Below are 13,134 nucleotides of genomic sequence, written 5' to 3'. Positions count from 1 at the left end.
GCTTGAATTTCGGGCAGTTCCACGCATTGACATTCTCCGCGCTGGCTCGTATAATCAAAAGCAGACAAGTGAATTTATCAGTGCGTGTAACTGTTCGATCAGGCATGAGCATCAGAGGGAAGGCGGCAACGGCATCCCTTTGGTTCTTGTGCCCTTTTCTTTTTCACAAGAGCTGCGGCATGGAAGCGGAGGAGTGCGGCGATGCAGGCTGTAAAGGTATTCAATAACAATGCGGTGTCGGTGGTCATGCCGGACGGCAGGGAAGCCATTCTCGTGGGCAACGGGCTTGGGTTTGGCCGCCGCCCGGGGGACGTGATCGACAAAAGCCGCGTTTCCAAGGTGTACTATGTGCAGAACGAGCTGCAGACCAAGTTCCTCAAGATGCTGGATAACGTCACCCCGCAGGTGATGCAGGCCGCCGAGCGCATCTCGCTGGCGGCAGAGGAGCAGGGCATCCTGCTCAGCAGCAAAAGCACCATCTCGCTGGTGGACCACATCAGTTTTGCGCTGGAGCGTGTGGAAAAGGGCACCTTTCTGCCCAACCTCATGCTCTCGGAGACCCGGATGCTGTACCCGAAGGAGTACGCAGTGGGGCAAAGGGCGCTGGAACTTGTCCGGCAGTTCTGCGGCGTACAGCTGCCGGAGGACGAAGCGGGCTACATTGCCCTGCATCTGGTAGCCGGTGCGGCGGACGGCGCGCTGGCTTACGATACCGTAAAGTTCGTCAAGGCGGTCAAGGAGATCATCTGCGATACCTATCACTGCACCTTTGAGGAAGAAAGCCTTGAGACCACCCGCCTGACCGTACACCTCAAGTTTCTGGCGGCGCGCATTCTGCGGCACACTCCTTGGCAGGACGCCGGGCTGGAGTCCATGTATACGGTGCTTTTGCAGCGCGACAGCCGCAACGAGGTGTGCTTACAGCGCATCAATGCCTATCTGCGGCAGGAATTTGATTACGAGCTGGATCATCAGGAACAGGTCTATCTGCTCATCCACCTGACCAAGATCGTTGGATAAAATGTTTCAACAGGGCGTCCGGAAGCTCTGCGGAATAGAAATCATCCCCCAAAACAGTCAAGTCAAAAAGTGAGGAGTATTACACGATGAAAGAAAAAGTCATGAATGGCTTGGAAAAGTTCTCCAAAGCCATGCTCTCACCGCTGTCGTATATCTCGGCAGCAGGCCTGATCCTTGTGCTGGGCGCATTGCTTACCAGCACAAGCCTTAGTGCGATGATCCCCGCTCTGCAGTGGACCCCCATCAAGCTGCTGGGTCAGCTGATCTACAACTGCATCATGGTCATCATCAACAACCTCAGCCTGATGTTCTGCGTAGGCATTGCAGCGGCGCTGGCCAAAAAGAACAAGCAGCAGGCTGCCATCATCGGCCTGATGAGCTATTTTATGTACCTGACCGCCGGCAACGTCACCCTGACCCAGCTGGGCATGCTGGCCGAGGCTGACCCGATGGTGGGTCTGTACGGCACCGGTCAGTCCACCGTGTTCGGCATCCAGACGGTGGACATGGGCGTGTTCGGCGGCATCCTGCTGGGTCTTGTCTGCGGCTGGGTGTACAACCGCACCTGTGAAAAGCAGTTCAAGGGCATCATCACCCAGATCTACTCCGGCAACCGCTGGTCCTTTACCTGCATGGTGGTCTTTTCCATCCTGTTCGGCTTTGGCTCCTGCTTCTTCTGGCCGCCGGTGCAGAACGTCATCAGCGCACTGACCGATCTGATCGCCACCTCCGGCAACTTCGGCCTGTTCCTGTACGGCTTCTTGGAGCGCTTCCTCATCCCCACCGGCCTGCACCACCTCATCTACACCCCCTTCCAGTTCTCTGCGCTGGGCAACAGCCTGACCGTGGGCGATGCCACCTACACCGGCTCCTACATCGTCATGATGATGGAGTACAGCATGGGTCTGCCCTTCTCGGACGGCATCGTGTGGATGTACACCGGCTTCACCAAGACCTTCGGCTACTTTGGCATCGTGGCGGCCTTCATCTTCTGCGCCCGCAAGGAGAACCGCAAAAAGACCGCTGCCGTTCTGGTGCCGCTGGCCTTTACCGCCTCTCTGGCTTCCATCACCGAGCCGCTGGACTTCATGTTCTGCTTCACTGCCCCCATCCTGTGGGTGGCACACGCCTGCATCTCCGGCCTGTTCATCGTGCTGCTGCACATCTTCCATGTCACCGGCTTTACCACCAACCTCCTCGGCTCGGTGCTGATGAACCTTTCTGCCGGTGCAGATAAGACCAACTATCCCACCCTGTACCTGCTGGCGCTGTGCCAGATCGCAGTGTACTTTGTGGTGTTCACCCTGCTGATCAAGGCCTTCAACCTGCACACCCCCGGCCGGGAAGAGGTGAGCACCGAGACCGCGGGGAGCGATGCACCCGCCAAGAAGGCAAGCGTGAAGAACGCTGCCGAGGTGCAGTGCGTCATCGATGGTCTGGGCGGCAAGGAGAACATCCTGTCGGTGGACAACTGCTTCACCCGTCTGCGGGTAAACATCAAGGACCCCGCAAAGCTGGACGAAGCTGCCATCAACAAACTGCCGAACAGCGGCATCGTGAAAAAGGGTACCGATATCCAGATCGTTTACGGTCTGCAGGTAGCCGATATCAAGCGTGCTGTGGAAGCACAGCTGGAAAACCAGTAAACCGCTTTTCCGTGCCCCGGCGGACTGCGCCGGGCTAACCTGAAAAATACAAAAAAGGAGCGTTTATACTATGGTCATTACCATTGCTGGCGGCGGTAGCACTTTTACCGCCGGTATCGTCAAATCCATCGCCCTGCGCCGGGAAGAACTGGAAGTGGACGAGATCCGTCTGTTCGACATCAACAAGGAGCGGCAGGACAAGGTTGCCGTTGTGGTGGACTGGGTCCTGCACAAGGAACTGAATACTGACATCAAGCTGGTGGTCACCACCGATGTGCAGCAGGCTTACACGGATGCCTCTTTTGTGTTTGCTCAGATGCGCGTGGGCGGCTACGCCATGCGGGAGCAGGACGAAAAGATCCCTCTGCGCCACGGCTGCGTGGGACAGGAGACCTGCGGCTGCGGCGGCATGGCCTACGGAATGCGCACCATCTTCCCCATGATCAAGCTGATCGACGATGTGGAAAAGTATGCCAAGAAGGACTACTGGATCCTGAACTACTCCAACCCCGCCGCCATCGTATCCGAAGCCTGCCGCAAGCTGCGCCCGAAGGCACGGATCATCAACATCTGCGATATGCCCATCGCCATCATTGATGTGGTGGCAGCTGCCATGGGCATCCAGAACAAGAAGGAGATCGTTTACGATTACTTTGGCCTGAACCACTTCGGCTGGTTCACCTCCATCCAGTACCACGGCGAGGATCTGATGCCCAAGCTGCGCGCCTACATCAAGGAGAACCAGATCCTTCTGCCGGAAAGCTACCTCAAGGGCATGGGCGCCCTGACCTCCTCCAGCAGCCAGAACCGCCACACCAAGGGCAGCTGGTACTATGTGTGGAAGGGCGAGTACGAGATCATGGAAAACTTCCCGGAGTACCTGCCCAACACCTACCTGAATTACTATCTGCAGGCCAAGGAGTTCGTGGAGCACTCGGACCCGAACCACACCCGCGCCAACGAGGTGGAGGAGACCCGCGAAAAGAACCTGTTCGACGGCATCGACCACTACCTCAAGACCGGCAAGGTGGACGCCAACACCTTCTATGCCGGCAGCCACGGCGACTGGATCGCAGATCTTTCCGCTGCGCTGAAGAACGACACCAAGGCACGCTTCCTCATCATCACCGAGAACCGCGGCGCGATCCCCAATATGCCCTATGACGCAATGGTGGAACTGCCCGCCTACATCGGCAAAAACGGCCCGGAGGTCATTGCCCGGGACAACATCCCGCTGTTCCAGCAGGGCCTGATGATGCAGCAGCTCAACAGCGAAAAGCTGCTGGTAGAGGGCTGCGTGGAAGGCAGCTACGAGAAGGTATTGCAGGCCTTTACCCTGAACAAGACTGTGCCCAGCATGAGCGTTGCAAAGGCCATTCTGGACGATATGATCGAAGCCAACAAGGGCTACTGGCCGGAGCTGCACTGAGCAGCCGACCTTACAGCCGCCGCAGGCATTGCCGCCTGCGGCGGCTTTTTTATGCGCATTGACCTTTGCACAGCAAGGGCTTATAATGAGAAAAAACCAGTAAAAGCGAAAGGAAGCACACCCATGCAAAACCAAGTCCCTGTATCCACCAGCCGCCCGGTCACCGGGCGCTTTGCGCCCAGCCCCAGCGGACGGCTGCATCTGGGCAATCTGGCGTGCAGCCTGCTGGCATGGCTCAGCGCAAAAAGTCAGGGCGGGCGCATCGTGCTGCGCATCGAGGATCTGGACGCCGAGCGCTGTCCCCGCGTCTACGCCGACCTGCTGGAGCAGGATCTTGCGTGGCTGGGGCTTACATGGGACGAAGGCGGCAGCACCGGCGGCGCACACGTACCCTATTACCAGAGCGAATGCGGGGACATCTATACCGAAAGCTACCGCAAACTGGAGCAGAGGGGACTGGTGTACCCCTGCTTTTGCTCCCGCTCCCAGCTGCACGCCGCCAGCGCACCCCACACCTCGGACGGCAACGTCATCTACCCGGGCACCTGCCGGGGGCTGACGCCGGAAGAGATCGCGGAAAAGCGCAAAAAGAAAGCCCCTGCCTACCGCCTGATGGTGCCGGATGAGGAAATCACCTTTACGGACGGCTGCATGGGCACCCACACCGAGAACCTGTTGCGGGACTGCGGCGATTTCTATCTGCGCCGGGCAGATGGCGTGTTTGCCTATCAGTTGGCGGTGGTGGTGGACGATGCCCGCATGGGCGTTACTGAGGTGGTGCGCGGGGCAGACCTGCTTTCCTCCACGGCGCGGCAGCTGTACCTGTACCGGCTGCTGGGCTTGCAGCCGCCCCGCTTTGCCCACTGCCCGCTGCTGCTGGCAGCGGACGGGCGGCGGCTGTCCAAACGGGACGGCGACCAGAGCCTTGAAAACCTGCGGGCAAAATACACCGCCCCGGAGATCATCGGCAAACTGGCGTATGCCTACGGCTTGCAGCCGGAGCCGGCGCCCCGCACCCCGGAAAGCCTTGTGCCGGACTTTGCGTGGACAAAAGTCCCCAAGCAGGATATCTGCCTGCCCGAGGGACTGTTTTGAAAAAGGAAATGAAAAAGCGACTCCTGCCAGCGCCAAAGGCGCTGACAGGAGTCGCTTTTTCTTTCTTCCTTAGGCTCTCCGCACCTGCGGCAGCTGGCTGCGCTCGAGGGCGGTAAAGGCACTGTCCAGCGCCAGTGCCAGCAGCGCACCCAGCGCCACATCAATGCAGCTGTGCTGCTTGAGCAGCACGGTGGAGCAGACGATGGAAACGCACAGCACAGTGGCGGCAGGACGCATCCAGCGGCGGCGGGGCGCATCAAAGATGCGGCTGCGGTAGTACGCCAGCAGCAGCGTTACCGAGTTGAACACATGGATGGAGGGGCAGACGTTTGTGGCGGTGTCGGTGCGGTACAAAAAGCGCACCACCCGTGCAAAGATATCGCTGCCCGGCACCCAGTAGGGGCGTAGGTCCAGCGCCGTGGGCAGCACGGCGTAGCACGCCAGTGCAATGGTCATGCCGGAGAACAGCGGCAGGCACAGCCGCCAGAAGTCCTCGCGCGGGGCCTTCCACAGCAGATAGAACAGGGTAAAGGGGATCCACACAAACCATGCAAAATAGGGGATCACCGCATATTTGCAGAAGGGGATCAGATCGTCCAGACGGCAGTGCACCAGAATGCTGCGCAGGGGGACGTTTGCCTCCAGATAGTGAAAAACAGAAAGATAAAATATAGAATACAGCGCCATGAACCCGACCGGGTGGCGCGCAAGCCAGCTGCGTTTCATAGAATAGCCTCCTTTTGCAGAAGAGCAGAACTCGATAGCATTGAGAAATTATACGCCCGAACGATGAAGATTGCAAGAACGAAAGGTGAAAACTTTGTCAAGCGCTGAAAAAATAATTTGTGGAACCTGTAAAAAATACCATCGCTCTTCTGTTGATAATACGAATCAAAGCGGTGCTTTCCTGCAAAAAGAAAAAATCCACCCCGTTTTCGCCGGTCTTTACAGACCGGGAAAGGGGTGGATACCAAAAATTCAGATCACACTCTGCTCCAGCCAGCTGCCCCGGCGGAAGCGCAGGTAGAAGCACAGCGAGCGGAACACCCAGTCCAGATACATCCCCATCCAGATGCTCAGCAGCCCGCCGCCGAAGCAGAGCACGGCCAGATAGCAGAAGCCCACCCGGAACGCCCACATGGACACGATGCTCACGGTCATGGTAAACCGGGCGTCACCGGCGGCGCGCAGGATGTTGGGCAGGGTAAAGCTGGACGGCCACACGAACAGGGAAACGATGTTGAACCACACCATGATGTCCAGCGCCATGGCCTGTGCTTCCGGCGAAAGGTTGAACAGGGACACCGCGAACCGGTTGGCAAAGAAGAAGGCCGACAGGTTCATCACCCACGCGCCGCAGTAGGCGGTCAGCATCAGGCGGCGGGAGTAGTACACTGCCTGCTCCTTTTCGCCCGCGCCCAGACACTGGCCCACCACGGTCAGGGCAGCCATGCCCACGGCGTTGGCGGGGATGTTCAGGAAAGTGGTGGTGGTATTGGCCACTGCGTTGGCGGCAATGGCTGCCGTGCCAAGGGTGGAGGTCAGGCTGGAGACCGACAGCTTGCCGATCTGGAACATGCCGTTCTCGATGCCGGCGGGGATGCCCACCCGCAGGATGCGCCGGATCAGCCCGCCGTTCGGCGCCATCGCCCGCAGGCTGTCCACCCGCAGCGCGCAGTCCGGCTTTTGCAGCAGGTACAGCACTACTGCGCAGGCAATGGCGCGGGACACAAGGCTTGCCAGCGCCGCACCCATGACCCCCATGCCAAAGCCGTAGATCAGCACCGCGTTGCCGCCGATGTTCACCACGTTCATCACCAGACTGGACAGCATGCTGATCTTGCTGTTGCCCTGCGCCCGGAACAGCGCCGCACCGGCGTTGTACAGGCCGATGAAGGGGTAGCTCAGCGCCGAAAGCAGAAAGTAGGTCTCGGCGTAGTGCATCACGTCCGCATCAATAGAGCCGAAGATTCCCCGCAGAATGGCGTGCCGCCCGCCGATGACCACCGCCGCCACCAGCACACTGAAGCTGGACAGCACGAACAGGATCTGCGCAGCCGCAGCCTTGGCGTTTTTTGGCTCCTGATGGCCGATGTACTGGCTGGTGACCACCGCGCCGCCGGTGGCCAGTGCGCTCATGATCTGGATCATCAGGGTGTTGAAGCTGTCCACAAGGCTCACGCCGGACACGGCAGCTTCGCCCACCGAGGATACCATCAAAGTATCCGCCAGACCGATGGTCACGCTGAGCGCCTGCTCCGCGATCAGCGGCAGCAGCAGCGCCACCAGCGCCTGCCGTGGAAACAGGGGAGTGGATGTGAATTTGGACGATTTCATGCTGTCCTCCGTTGCAAATGACAAAAAGCTCGAATACCTCTATCATACAGCGGATGCTGTCGAAATGCAAGGGGTTGTATACAAGAAAGCATCAAAAAGCAACAGTCTGCCGTGTGCAGTGCCCTTTACCCATGGGCACAGTTGTGTTAAAATAAGGTTGCAGCCCGCCCCGCTGTGCAGGAGAGGGGCGCTGTTTGGTAAATGATAAGATATATGATAAGAAGGTAAAGACCCATAAGGGGGTAAAGTATGCAGCAAACTGCGCATAAGGTCGTGGTCATCGGGCATCGCAACCCGGACACCGACTCCATCTGCTCTGCCATTGCCTATGCAGAGCTGAAAAATAAGACCAGTGATCTGGTCTGCGAGGCCCGGCGTGCGGGCAAGATGAATCAGGAAACGGAATTTGTGCTGAAAAAGTTCGGGGTCACGCCGCCCCGGATGTGCACCGACGTCAACCCTAAGATCCGGGACGTGGATTACCGCCAGATCCCCGGCATCTCCGGCTCCACCAGTCTGCGCAAGGCGTGGGAGATCATGCGCGACCAGAAGATCGACACCCTTCCTGTGACCAGCGAGGACAACGAACTGCAGGGCGTCATCACGGTGAAGGATATCGCCACCGCCAACATGGACCTGTTCGACACCAGCATCCTTGCCAAGAGCCGCACCAGCTACCGCAATATTCTGGAAACGCTGGGCGCTACCATGGTGGTGGGCAGTGAGGACGCAGAGTGCACCACCGGCCACATCCGCATCGGCACCGCCACTCCGGAAATGCTGGAAAGCAGCATGGAAAAGGGCGATATCGTCATCCTGACCAACCGCTACGAAAGCCAGCTCTGCGCCATCGAGAAGGAAGCTTCTCTCATCATCATCTGCAACGGCGCAAAGGTGGGCCGCACCATCCAGCATATCGCCGCCGAGACCGGCGTAGCCATCATGAGCGCCCCCTGCGATACCTACGCGGCGGCAAAGCTCATCAGCCAGTGCGCGCCCATCTCCTATTACATGACCCGGGACGATATCATGAAATTCACCCTCGTCACCCCGGTGGCAGACGTCACCCGCGTGATGGCAAAGGTGCGCCACCGGTATTTTCCCATTCTGGATGCAGACGGCAAGTACTGCGGTATGATCAGCCGCCGCAACATCATCAACCTGCGCAAGCGCCGCATCATTCTGGTGGACCACAACGAAGCCACACAGGCGGTAGAGGGCTTTGATCAGGCCGAGATTCTGGAGATCATCGACCACCACCGCATCGGCAGTCTGGAGACCAGCGGCCCGGTGTACTTCCGCAACCAGCCGGTGGGCTGCACCGCCACCATCGTCACCCAGATGTACGATGAAAACGGCGTGACCATCCCGCAAAAGACCGCCGGTCTGCTGCTGGCTGCCATCCTTTCGGATACGCTGGTGTTCCGCAGCCCCACCTGCACCCCCATCGACGTGAACGCCGCCAACCGTCTGGCAAAGATCGCGGGGGTAGACATCAACGAGTTTGCCAACGAAATGTTTGAAGCCGGCGAAAAGCTGGACGGCAAGACCGCTGAGGAAGTGTTCTTGCAGGACTTCAAGGTGTTTATGTGCGGCGATATCCGCTTTGGCGTGGCGCAGGGCAGCTATATGACCCGCAAGAACCTGACCGCCGCCGAAGCGCTGTTGAAGCCGTATCTGGAAGAGGCACGCAACAAGCAGAACGTGGAGGACATCTACATGCTGCTGACCGATGTGCCCAAGGAAGAGAGCGTGGTTATATGCGATGGACGCTACGCCGCCGGGGTGCTGACGGATGGCTTCGAGATCCAGCCCGCCGCCGATGGCAGCTGGACGCTGCCGGGCGTGGTGAGCCGCAAAAAGCAGTTCATCCCCGCCCTGATGACCGCTTATCAGGAGCTGTAAAGGGACACCGCTGTGTTTGATTTTCTTTCCAAAAAAGATCGCACCCCGCCCGCACTGCCGGAAGGCACGGAGCGGCGGCGCTACATCATCACCGGGCAGGTGCAGGGGGTGGGTTTCCGCTACCGTGCGCGGTACGCCGCGCAGACCCTTGACCTGACCGGCTGGGTGCAGAACGAGGACGATGGCAGCGTGACGCTGGAAGTGCAGGGCGACCCGGACAAGTTCATCTCCCTGTTCGCCATGATCCAGAAAAGCGACTATATCCAGATCACCGGCATCCGCAGCAAAAATATCCCGCCCGACCCGTGGGAGCGCGGCTTCTCGGTAAAGGGGTATTAAGGAACTGAATAGAAACAGAGCGCCTGACACCGCAGTGTCAGGCGCTCTGTTTCTATCATATTATACTTTTACCCCAGCACCTTGAGGGGGGAGTTTTCCACCCACAGGGTATGATCCAGCAGGCGGGTGACGGCAAGCCGTCCATTTGCCGTTACCCGGGCGGGGTCGAGGGCGTAGAAGTCGCTCTCGGTCAGGTTTTCCGGATCGGCGGTGGGGGAGATGCCCGCCACGCATACCCAGTGCCCGTAGGTGCTGCTGGTGGCAATGTGGGGGTAGTTCACCTCGCTCCAGCCGGAGGAAGTCAGGTGGTATTCATAAGTAGAGGTGCGGTTCGTGTGCCTTTTGACCCCGCTCACCGTGGTGTTTTTCAGGTGCACGATCACCGGATGCCCGGCGGAAAGCTCGCTGTACAGCTTTTTCAGGCACTCGGCGCGGGTGCCGGAGTACCCGGTGTAGCCCGCTGCCGACCACACCGCCCCGTTCGACCACATCCCGCTGCCGGAGCACACCTTGCTGTCCAGAATGGTGCGGGCGTAGCGCAGCGCGTACAGGCTGCACTTGCCGGAGGTCTGGTTGCCGATGGAAAGGATGTGGCTGGTGTCGAAGCTGAGCAGCCGGATGCCGTTTTTCTCTTTCAGCGCAGCGGCGTGGGCATGGGGCAAAAAGGCGCACAGCAGCAAGACCAGCGCCAGAACTGCCGCCGCCAGCCGCTGTGCCGCGCGGGCGGGACAGTGTTGCATGGGTACTTCCTCCAAGTTCGTTTCAATTCGGACATGATTTTACCACCAAAACGTGGTGAAAATGTGTAAAAAGGCAAAATAATGGGGAAAAGAACTCCCCCAGTCATCTCGCTGCGCTCGATGCCAGCCCCCTCTGGGATGGGGCCTTTGGCATGGCGGCAAAGTTTCCGGCTAAAGTGCAAAGCTTCCGGGCGCGCCAGAGGCTCCCTCCCAGAGGGAGCTGGCGCGGCGCAAGCCGCGTCTGAGGGAGTTCACGCCGGCAACACAACATATATCCAAATTTAAGTAACCCCGCACCCGGCAAAACCGCGCCGCCGGGGCAGAGAAACGGAGATTCCGTAGACTGTCGACAGAATTGATTCCAGAATATACCAAAACTGCAACAAATCCCGCTTGTTTTCATCCTTTTTGACGAAAACGCTTCAGGAAGTTTAGCGATATTCCCGATTGACAAAACCGTCACCTGTCGGATATAATCAGGGCAGAAAGGCAACGATGGTTGCGAAAGCCTTTCAAGAAAAAAGAAACATAACCACAAACAAGCTGATTGGAGGGATACCCTTATGAAGAACTTGAAAAAATTCGTAGCCCTGCTGCTGGCAGGTGTGATGGCTATGGTGATGCTCACCGCCTGTTCCGGTGGCGGCGCTGGTAGCAATCTGAAAGAGGATACAGATGCCGAGACTAAGGTTCTGGGCAAGTACAGCACCAGCACAACAAGCGTAGATAATAACAAAGTATTGAAAGATAAAGCAGAAAGATTCTTGGATGAGAAAATCCATGCTTCTGGCAGCATTCTGGGCTATAAGTTCGTTCTTGGCTGTGATGTAGAGGGTCGGAAAGAAGAGTATCTGACGGTTCTTGTGGCGGCGAACTTCTCCTATAATGACACATTGCTGGGTTACATTCTGAACGAAATCTCGAAGAAGGTTAATACCGATACGAATGTCAATATTAACCAGAATGGCGCTTTGACAGACATTGGCGTTGTTGTCAAAGGCGACAGCAAGCAGAGCTACATGGCAATTGCGTTCAAGATCAAGAACCCCAACCTTAAATAAGTAAAGAATCATCAGTCCTTTCTTCCCCGGAGAGCGCCCCGCTCCCCGGGGCTTTTTTGTATCCAACAGGCTGGCGTATCTGCTCAAAAACAACTGGAAAATCTAGGCAGTCTGTACATTGACCGGGGGAGGGAGATGCTGTAAAATAAACATAAGCTATCCGGGCTTTTGGGGCACGGATCGCTTATGTAAATTTTTTTATTTGGAGGAATCTAACATGAAAAAGATGAAACGTCTTGTGGCTGTTCTTCTGGCCGGTATCATGGCACTGGCAATGCTCACCGCTTGCGGCGGTACCCCCGGCACCCCCGGCAGCTCGGAGTTCGAGAAGAAGGTTGAGCAGGCCTATATGGCAAAACTGAATGAGACTTTTGGTGTGAATTTCGATAACGATGACGCCATCAAGAAGCTGGCTGTCGATTACCTTCAGGAGGTAAGCGGTACAGAGACTCTGAATAAGGATACACTTTGGAAAGCAGAAAAGCTGAGTGCAAATACCGTGAATGAGGTTATGGTCTGCTTCGACACGGCGCAGTCCACCAACGAAAAGTATGTGAAGTTCTACTATGAAGCGGACAAGGCAGAGACTATTACGCCGGATAAAATGAACCTTGACGTTCTGAAAGCCACTTGGGATGTTGTTAAGGCCGCAGCAGCTTCTCAAAATAAGGAAGTCGAGCTTACTGCGCTGGGCGTCGGCGCAAAGACCATCGGTGACAAGACCTATGTTGCCATCGGCTTTGGAATTAAAGCTGCACAGTAATTGAATCATCCCGCCCCGGAGAGCACCCGCCCTCCGGGGCTTTTTTGCGCCCTGCCCAAAGATCCCGGCAAAAAACAGGCACACTTGCCATTGACGAACGCCGCCGCGCTGCTGTAAAATGAAAGCAGAATACCCCGCGCATCCGCACGGGAACGCCCTGCATTTTATAAAAGGAGCATTGCATGAAAAAGATCAAGCGTTTTGCGGCTGTTCTGCTGGCCGGTATCATGGCACTGGCGCTGCTTACCGCCTGCGGCGGCAGCGGCTCCGACAACCCCGAGTTTGACGCCGAGGTGGAAAGCGCCTATCTTGACGCGCTGAATAAGGCGTTCGGGACGAGCTTTGAAAACGATGACGCCATCCGGGCGCTGGCTGTCACCCACATCACCGAGAAAAGCGGCGCGGACAGCCTGACCGGCAGGGCACGCTGCAAAACAGACGGTGACGAAACGACCGTGGTGCGGCAGGTGCAGCTCTGCTATGATACAAAAAGCAGCAAGCCGGATGCCTTTGTGCCGCTTTTCTACGAGGCTGCAAAAACCGAAGCCATCAAAGCCAACAATACCAATGTCCAAGCTCTGCTCAGCACTGTGAACAATGGCGGCGCAGACGAAAACGGTAGAACGCTGGAACTCACCGCGCTGGGCGTCGGCGCACGGACCATCGGCGGCAAGACCTATGTTGCCATCGGCTTTGAGCTGACCAACACCACCCCGTAGAACTGAACCCCACCCCGCCCCGAGGAGCACCCCGCTCCCCGGGGCTTTTTGCGTGAACCCCTCCCGTGAAAATGGGATAG

Annotated in this window: 12 protein-coding genes; 9 read left to right on the top strand and 3 right to left on the bottom strand. The window is 57.7% G+C overall.

Features of this window, described 5'->3' with window-relative positions; all coding sequences use genetic code 11:
- Window positions 1-201 precede the first annotated feature (201 nt).
- The 4 genes from MTP36_RS15790 to gluQRS all read left to right on the top strand — a co-directional run bounded on the left by MTP36_RS15790 (window position 202) and on the right by gluQRS (window position 5,190).
- Window positions 202-1,020 (top strand): PRD domain-containing protein, encoded by an 819-nt coding sequence (locus MTP36_RS15790; protein WP_015537071.1) that lies wholly within the window; start codon window positions 202-204, stop codon window positions 1,018-1,020.
- A gap of 86 nt (window positions 1,021-1,106) precedes the next feature.
- A complete protein-coding gene (locus MTP36_RS15785; RefSeq protein WP_249252462.1) occupies window positions 1,107-2,666 on the top strand; it encodes a PTS transporter subunit EIIC in 1,560 nt (519 codons plus the stop codon).
- A gap of 70 nt (window positions 2,667-2,736) precedes the next feature.
- Window positions 2,737-4,095: a 6-phospho-alpha-glucosidase gene (locus MTP36_RS15780; RefSeq protein WP_249252454.1), complete on the top strand. Its 1,359-nt coding sequence runs from the start codon at window positions 2,737-2,739 to the stop codon at window positions 4,093-4,095.
- 123 nt (window positions 4,096-4,218) lie between these two features.
- Complete coding sequence (gene gluQRS / locus MTP36_RS15775; protein WP_055186405.1) at window positions 4,219-5,190, top strand: tRNA glutamyl-Q(34) synthetase GluQRS; 972 nt, start codon at window positions 4,219-4,221, stop codon at window positions 5,188-5,190.
- 69 nt (window positions 5,191-5,259) lie between these two features.
- On the opposite strand, the gene MTP36_RS15770 is transcribed toward gluQRS, so the two are convergent.
- Window positions 5,260-5,916, bottom strand: a complete 657-nt coding sequence (locus MTP36_RS15770) for a phosphatase PAP2 family protein (RefSeq protein ID WP_249252452.1) — start codon at window positions 5,914-5,916, stop codon at window positions 5,260-5,262.
- A gap of 252 nt (window positions 5,917-6,168) precedes the next feature.
- Window positions 6,169-7,527 (bottom strand): MATE family efflux transporter, encoded by a 1,359-nt coding sequence (locus MTP36_RS15765; protein WP_117929194.1) that lies wholly within the window; start codon window positions 7,525-7,527, stop codon window positions 6,169-6,171.
- Between the two features lie 249 nt (window positions 7,528-7,776).
- Here MTP36_RS15765 and MTP36_RS15760 point away from each other — a divergent pair, with 249 nt between their 5' ends.
- Both MTP36_RS15760 and MTP36_RS15755 read left to right on the top strand, forming a co-directional pair.
- A complete protein-coding gene (locus MTP36_RS15760; protein ID WP_249252450.1) occupies window positions 7,777-9,432 on the top strand; it encodes a putative manganese-dependent inorganic diphosphatase in 1,656 nt (551 codons plus the stop codon).
- Between the two features lie 12 nt (window positions 9,433-9,444).
- Entirely contained in the window at window positions 9,445-9,771 is a 327-nt protein-coding gene (locus tag MTP36_RS15755) for an acylphosphatase (RefSeq protein ID WP_249252440.1), read from the top strand.
- A gap of 68 nt (window positions 9,772-9,839) precedes the next feature.
- Here MTP36_RS15755 and MTP36_RS15750 read toward each other — a convergent pair whose 3' ends face one another.
- Window positions 9,840-10,511, bottom strand: coding sequence for a hypothetical protein (locus tag MTP36_RS15750; RefSeq protein WP_249252438.1), 672 nt, complete (start codon window positions 10,509-10,511; stop codon window positions 9,840-9,842).
- A gap of 563 nt (window positions 10,512-11,074) precedes the next feature.
- Here MTP36_RS15750 and MTP36_RS15745 point away from each other — a divergent pair.
- From MTP36_RS15745 to MTP36_RS15735, 3 genes are all read left to right on the top strand, one after another.
- Window positions 11,075-11,572 carry a hypothetical protein gene (locus MTP36_RS15745; protein ID WP_249252436.1) on the top strand — a complete coding sequence of 166 codons (498 nt, stop codon included), beginning with the start codon at window positions 11,075-11,077 and terminating at the stop codon, window positions 11,570-11,572.
- Window positions 11,573-11,789: 217 nt separating this feature from the next.
- On the top strand, window positions 11,790-12,335 hold the full coding sequence (locus tag MTP36_RS15740; RefSeq protein ID WP_249252434.1) for a hypothetical protein: 546 nt from the start codon (window positions 11,790-11,792) through the stop codon (window positions 12,333-12,335).
- Between the two features lie 182 nt (window positions 12,336-12,517).
- Window positions 12,518-13,054 (top strand): hypothetical protein, encoded by a 537-nt coding sequence (locus MTP36_RS15735; RefSeq protein WP_249252432.1) that lies wholly within the window; start codon window positions 12,518-12,520, stop codon window positions 13,052-13,054.
- The last annotated feature ends 80 nt before the right edge of the window (window positions 13,055-13,134 follow it).

Origin of the sequence: Faecalibacterium sp. I4-1-79 (assembly GCF_023347235.1) — a bacterium.
Taxonomy (GTDB): Bacteria; Bacillota; Clostridia; order Oscillospirales; family Ruminococcaceae; genus Faecalibacterium; species Faecalibacterium tardum.
This window is presented reverse-complemented; position numbering and strand designations above follow the sequence as displayed.

What these genes read in the sequence shown, in the direction of transcription:
- MTP36_RS15765 (WP_117929194.1), bottom strand. Translation starts at nt 7,527, where the DNA reads ATGAAATCGTCCAAATTCACATCCACTCCCCTGTTTCCACGGCAGGCG.
- MTP36_RS15735 (WP_249252432.1), top strand. Translation starts at nt 12,518, where the DNA reads ATGAAAAAGATCAAGCGTTTTGCGGCTGTTCTGCTGGCCGGTATCATG.
- MTP36_RS15790 (WP_015537071.1), top strand. Translation starts at nt 202, where the DNA reads ATGCAGGCTGTAAAGGTATTCAATAACAATGCGGTGTCGGTGGTCATG.
- gluQRS (WP_055186405.1), top strand. Translation starts at nt 4,219, where the DNA reads ATGCAAAACCAAGTCCCTGTATCCACCAGCCGCCCGGTCACCGGGCGC.
- MTP36_RS15750 (WP_249252438.1), bottom strand. Translation starts at nt 10,511, where the DNA reads ATGCAACACTGTCCCGCCCGCGCGGCACAGCGGCTGGCGGCGGCAGTT.
- MTP36_RS15780 (WP_249252454.1), top strand. Translation starts at nt 2,737, where the DNA reads ATGGTCATTACCATTGCTGGCGGCGGTAGCACTTTTACCGCCGGTATC.
- MTP36_RS15745 (WP_249252436.1), top strand. Translation starts at nt 11,075, where the DNA reads ATGAAGAACTTGAAAAAATTCGTAGCCCTGCTGCTGGCAGGTGTGATG.
- MTP36_RS15740 (WP_249252434.1), top strand. Translation starts at nt 11,790, where the DNA reads ATGAAAAAGATGAAACGTCTTGTGGCTGTTCTTCTGGCCGGTATCATG.
- MTP36_RS15770 (WP_249252452.1), bottom strand. Translation starts at nt 5,916, where the DNA reads ATGAAACGCAGCTGGCTTGCGCGCCACCCGGTCGGGTTCATGGCGCTG.
- MTP36_RS15785 (WP_249252462.1), top strand. Translation starts at nt 1,107, where the DNA reads ATGAAAGAAAAAGTCATGAATGGCTTGGAAAAGTTCTCCAAAGCCATG.
- MTP36_RS15760 (WP_249252450.1), top strand. Translation starts at nt 7,777, where the DNA reads ATGCAGCAAACTGCGCATAAGGTCGTGGTCATCGGGCATCGCAACCCG.